Raw genomic sequence first — 423 nt, 5'->3', positions numbered from 1 at the left:
TCCTGGGCGGCGCCGAGGTAGTCACGTACACCAGCGCTGACGACGAGTCGGGAGAGGTCATCCTCGCCGCCCCCACGGCCGCACTGTGGGAGATCGACACCCGCGTTGACGTCTGGGACGCCGCGACGTCGGCCCCGTCGTCGAGACGCTCGCGCAGATCCTCGTCGAAGGCATCGAGCAGGCCGGCGACTCGCTCGTCGCGACCGTCGACCACGCCCTGATCCCCTACCTCCCCGAGGGCATCCGCGACCCCGACCCCGAGTCAGGCGTCATCGGCGAGGCCGTCGCGCTCGCGTACCGCGGCGACGAGCTCGTTGTCCTGAACATCATCGGGCAGGCCCCGGTCATGGATGGCTCCGTGATCGACCCCTCGACGCTCCCGCCGTCGGGCGGCCCCGAGCCGGAGGAGCCCGTCACCCCGGG

Annotated in this window: 1 protein-coding gene; it reads right to left on the bottom strand. The window is 72.1% G+C overall.

The window, feature by feature from the left end; translation table 11 throughout:
• The coding region (locus tag PROKR_RS38310; protein WP_036959247.1) for a hypothetical protein at window positions 1–214 on the bottom strand (214 nt) is incomplete at its 3' end.
• Window positions 215–423: the final 209 nt, after the last annotated feature.

This window comes from Promicromonospora kroppenstedtii DSM 19349 (assembly GCF_000515355.1).
GTDB classification, from domain to species: Bacteria; Actinomycetota; Actinomycetes; order Actinomycetales; family Cellulomonadaceae; genus Promicromonospora; species Promicromonospora kroppenstedtii.
Note: the sequence above shows the minus strand (reverse complement) of the source record. Positions and strands in the feature narration are given on the sequence as shown.